Origin of the sequence: Kitasatospora sp. NPDC093102 (assembly GCF_040683915.1) — a bacterium.
In the GTDB taxonomy this organism is placed as follows: Bacteria; Actinomycetota; Actinomycetes; order Streptomycetales; family Streptomycetaceae; genus Kitasatospora.
In genome coordinates this window covers 1-4,804 of sequence record NZ_JBFBFA010000107.1, presented here as the reverse complement: position 1 = coordinate 4,804, position 4,804 = coordinate 1, and the positions used below count along the sequence as shown (strand labels likewise).

The window sequence follows — 4,804 nt, the reverse complement described above, 5'->3', positions numbered from 1 at the left end:
TCGCCGCACGCGGCCTCTACGACCTCGGACAGCACCGCTTCACCACCGAAACACCCACCCTTCCCCCCACCACCCCACCCACCCACATCGACCACACCTACCGCGAAACCTTCCACCGCGGCGCCAGCCTCGTCGCCGTCTCCGAAAACCGCCTACGCGTCGGCCTGTTCGGCGCAGGCCCCGACCACCCCGAACACCCCGAACACCCCACACACCCCACACACCCCCACGACACGACCACCACCGCAGGCCCCTCCCACACCACACCCACCCCTACCAACGGGGACGGCGGAACTGCCCGGAGCGACCAGCCCGAGCAGGTGAGCCCATCGGCCCCGGCCCTGCCCGCACACCCGGCAAAACCTTCGGGATCGCACAACTCTCATGACCTGATGGAGAGTTCGAATCCCAGTCGGCAAGAGGCCGCGGGGACACCCCTGGACCTGGACCCGGTCTGGGCCGCCCGGATCAGCAAGGCCGGGCAGCACCCACAGGTGCGGACGGTCAACGCACTCACGGACGAGGAGATCGCGGCGTGGTGGGAGCCGCTTCCCCCGGTCACCCAGAAGCGGCTCAGTGTCCTGGTTCGCAACGCGGCCGACTTCACCCGGCTGCAGCCGGGGACCGGCGACAGCCTGCCACTCCGGCACCGGCTGGCGTTCGCCGGAGCGCTCTCCCTCCTGAGCATGGGAAAGCCGGAGGAGGCGATCAGCGCCACCACCCTGCTGAAGGGAAAGTACGAGCTGACTCCCGGAGCACCGTTCCGGGAGTACGACGAGCGGGAGAAGGTCGCGTTCCACGAGGGCGCGAGCCGGCAGGCCCTGGCCTCCGGCATCCCGAAACTCGCTCTGCCCGGTGGCTCCCCGCCCCCCGGCACCCGCATTCCCCGGCCTCCCTCCCACGCGGGACCCTCGTCCCGCACCGAACCGCCGACGCGTCGGCAGACGGCCGGCCCCGGCGAACCGCCGTCTACCGGACGCCTCCAGGAGACGGCTCCGGCCACACCCTCGAACCCCAAACGTGCGTTGGACTCCCCCGAACCCTCCCCGACCGCCTCCAGCCACAAGCGTCAGCGCTCCGACACCCCCAGGGAAACGACTCGGCCCCCTGTCAGGACCGACCCTGGCCCCGCGGTCTCGATCGTCGACGAGGGTGCGCTCTCCGTGGCCGTCGAGCTGATGACCAAGTTCGGCATCACCACCGAGAACGGGCAGCCCCACGCGAGCGACCCCCTCACCCGCGACGTCGCCCTCCACTACACCCTCGCCAAGAAGAGCCTCCACACCGTCATCACGGACGACGTCCAGCGCGAGACCATCGCCAAGAGCGCGGCGACCGAACCGATCAGGCCGCAGATCGAAGCGTTCGAGACCGCGATCGAGCTCATGAAGGAACACAAGGCCGCCCCGCAGGGCGAACCGCACGAGAAGAACCCCCTCACCCACGACATCGCCCACCGCTACCTGCACACCAAGAACGGCCTCCCCGACTCCATGACGGACCCGGCCGAACGCAAAGCCGCCGCCCGGGCGGCTGCCACCAGCCTCCTCAAGGAGGTCCTCGCCAGGGAGGCGGCAGCCGAGCTGATCAGGGCACGCGCCGAAGCGTTCGAGACCGCAATCGAGCTCATGAAGGAACACAAGATCGCTCTGCGGGGCGAACCGCACGAGAAGGACCCCCTCACCCACGAGATCGCCCTCGGCTACCGGCTCGCCAAGGAGGCCCTTCCCGACTCCATGACGGACCCGGCCGAACGCAAGGCCGCCGCCAGGGAGGCCGCCGCCAACCTCCTCAAGGCAACCGACGCCCATAACCGTGCGGTGGCGTGGGCCCTGGAACCGGACCAGCACACCTTCGGCACACTGGGCCGGGTGTTCGCCCGACCGGGGATCGCGTCACTCGACGTGCCGCTCATCGACGTTCCCGGTGCCCTGGCGCAGAAGGCCGGCAGAGGAACCATCCTGGTCCCCACCGAGCACGGCTGGCACCTGACGGACAGCGCATCAGGACGAGCGCGGTGGCAAGAGCTCCTCCACCCCAAGCCCATCAGCCTCTACGCGCTCCAGCTGCCGGTCCACGAACCCACCGAACCCGCCGTCAAACGGCTGCTGGACAACACCCGCCGGACACTGGAGAAACACCTCGGGATCACCCTGCTGACGGCACCGCCCGGCAGCCGCATCTCCAGGACGGCGGCCGGCGAACTCCAGGTCACCGGCGGCACCTCCTGGGTCGGCGGTCTGGAGGGCCTCCATCAGCGCCAGCGCCCCGGCCTTCCCCAGAACTTGTTCACGGACCGCTCCGGCCGGTTGTCCGTCCCCGGACAGCCGGCTTTCCTCCGAAGTCCGGCCGGCCTCGGTTTCACCGGTGGTGGGCGGTGGGAAGCCGCCTGGCGGTCCCTCGAACCCTCCCACAAGGAGATCTTCGCGATCAACTGCCTCATCAAGGACACTGGCGAGATCATGGTCCCGTACAAGACGCGCAATCGCATCCTGTGGAAGACCGACCACCACCTCCACGACACACTGCGATGGAGCGGAGCCGGACCGGATCGGCCGATTCAGCTGCTGCTCGACCAGTCCGATCTGCCCTCCAACGAGGTTCTCAAGGAGCTTGCCAGGAACATCGGGCGCCCGCTGATCGTCCCTGACTCCCACTCGGCCTGGGATGCCTCCGCCGTCCACGACGGGATGATCCGCGTCGGCTCACTGGACGGCCTGGCAGCGGGACGATGGCGGATGTTCCTGCCTCCCGACCACCGGTTCCGAGGTATGCACCTGTGGACCGACCCGCAGGGGAAGGTGTTCTGGCCACCGAGGGCGGAGCCTCAGGTCGACCACACCTGGGAGTCACTCACCCCCGAGCACGTGACCGCCACCGTCGACAGCATCATCGAGGACTGGCGCCCCCGAGAGCCGGCCGAGCGGCGCGCTTCGAACCTGTCCGGCCCGAAGCTCCGCGAGGAACTCGAAGACGGGCTCCACTCGCGGGTCGTGGAAGGCGTTCCACTCACGGTGATCAGCAACCGGACGCTGGAACAGTTCGACCTGGACAGGTCCGAGCTGAGCACCGCCTCCATGGAAACCTTCCGATCCCTCGGGCACTACGACGACCCGTGGAACGAGACGCTGGCCGAGCGACTGGAGTTCAGCCCCGAGGTAATCGCCCACGTCAGGAAGGCGGTGCAGCGAGAAGGCATGGAGGGAGCCGAGGACACCTTGGACTTCATCCTCGAAAAACTCCAGGACCAGCTGCTGCAGCTCGGGGTCTCACCGGACTGGCTCACCGATGCGGATGCGTTCCTCGACGCGACCACCATCGAGGGCACCGCGGCCCTGAAGGCCCTGGACCTCTTCGACCGGCACGGCGCTTCCGGCCTGGTGGAACTGGAGCGCCGGCTCCGGAACGACCTGCTCGGAGAGCCTCCCGAGCCCGAGCCCACCCGGACCGTGATCGGCTCGGCCGACGCCGGACAGTTCCTGATCCGCTCCACCCGCGGCGGCACCGAGCACTCCCGGTTCATCCAACTCGTCTCGCCGAAAGGCCAGTTCGAATCGGCCGCTTTGAGTCGACTGGACGACGGCCCCGGAGCGGTGTACGCCGTGGTTGAGTCTCTGAAGCCCGGCGAAAGGGATCTCGGCTGGCATCCCCTGCCGTGGACCGGGCCGACCCTCTACATCGACGTCCACGGCCGCCCAGGCATCGTGCGACCGGAGATGAAGCACGGCCTGGCAACCGCCACCACGGGGGCCCACCTCGCCGATCTGGTGGTCGCACAGCCCTCCTTCCTGGAGATGTGGGAGCAGCACGGCACCGCGCTGAACGTCGTCCTGAACCAGTGCTATGCGGCCGAGGTCTTCATTGACGGACCCGCCACCCCTGACGCGGCCGGCTCCCCCCGGCAACTGGTGGCGGCCAGGGACTTCCAGGCACGCCTCATCGAGGAACACCGGATGCCCCTCAAGGTGTATGCCACCGCCTTCAAAGCGAGCTTCGACACCGAACTCGGGGTCAAGGTGCCCGACTCCGCTGCGTACGACCCGAAGGCCGACCACTGGCAGCTCTTCGAACCTCCGGCCGAGGCGACGGCGCCCCGGCCAACCGAACCGGAGGACATGGACGTGGACGTCGAACCCGTCACCCTGCCGGCCCTCAACCTCGGCGTCTTCAAGTGAGCGGCAGACTGATCAACGCTGAACCACCGTGCCCCACCGCCCCGTTCAGCGGGTGCCGAGTGCCTGCCCTGGCGCGACTGAACCGGTGGCGGACGACGGGCCGTTGGTGATCAGGAAATCTGCTCCCCACCAAAGCCCGGGCGGTTGCCGCACGGGTGCCTCATCCTGTGATCGACCGGCGAGGAAACCATGACATCCGATGTCCGCAGCTGGCTCTCGAACCTGCTCAGGTTCGGCTCATCGGGCAAGGGTGTGCCGTCGTGGTGGGCGGGGTTCATGGGGGCGTCGTCGGGGTCGTCGTATCCCATGGCGGATGCTGCGGGCCTGTTGGCGGGTTCGGGGGCGCTGCGGCGGGCGGCCGGCTGGGTGGACGAGCGGGCGGTGGCGTTCCAGCGGGCGGTGTCGGGGGCGGCACTGGGCATGCCCGGTGCGGGGGCGGTGATGTCCGCGACGCTGGTCACGGTCGGGGACGGCACCAGGGAGGGTGCGCGGAGCCTGCGTGAGGGGGCGCAGGCTCTGGAGGAGCAGGCCGAGCAGGTCGAGCGCGCCCAGCTGATGATGGGGTTCACGGCGGCGATGACGTTGTGGACGGTGGCGCAGCTGGTGTGGGCCGCGGTGGCGACGGGTGG

At 69.1% G+C, this 4,804-nt stretch carries 1 protein-coding gene and 1 pseudogene; both read left to right on the top strand.

Annotation, left to right across the window (positions count from 1 at the left end; all coding sequences use genetic code 11):
* Positions 1-392 precede the first annotated feature (392 nt).
* On the top strand, positions 393-4,175 hold the full coding sequence (locus tag AB0O11_RS38990) for a hypothetical protein (RefSeq protein ID WP_363397292.1): 3,783 nt from the start codon (positions 393-395) through the stop codon (positions 4,173-4,175).
* Positions 4,176-4,481: 306 nt separating this feature from the next.
* Positions 4,482-4,804, top strand: a pseudogene (locus tag AB0O11_RS38985) (hypothetical protein); the annotation flags it as partial.

What these genes read in the sequence shown, in the direction of transcription:
- AB0O11_RS38990 (WP_363397292.1), top strand. Translation starts at nt 393, where the DNA reads ATGGAGAGTTCGAATCCCAGTCGGCAAGAGGCCGCGGGGACACCCCTG.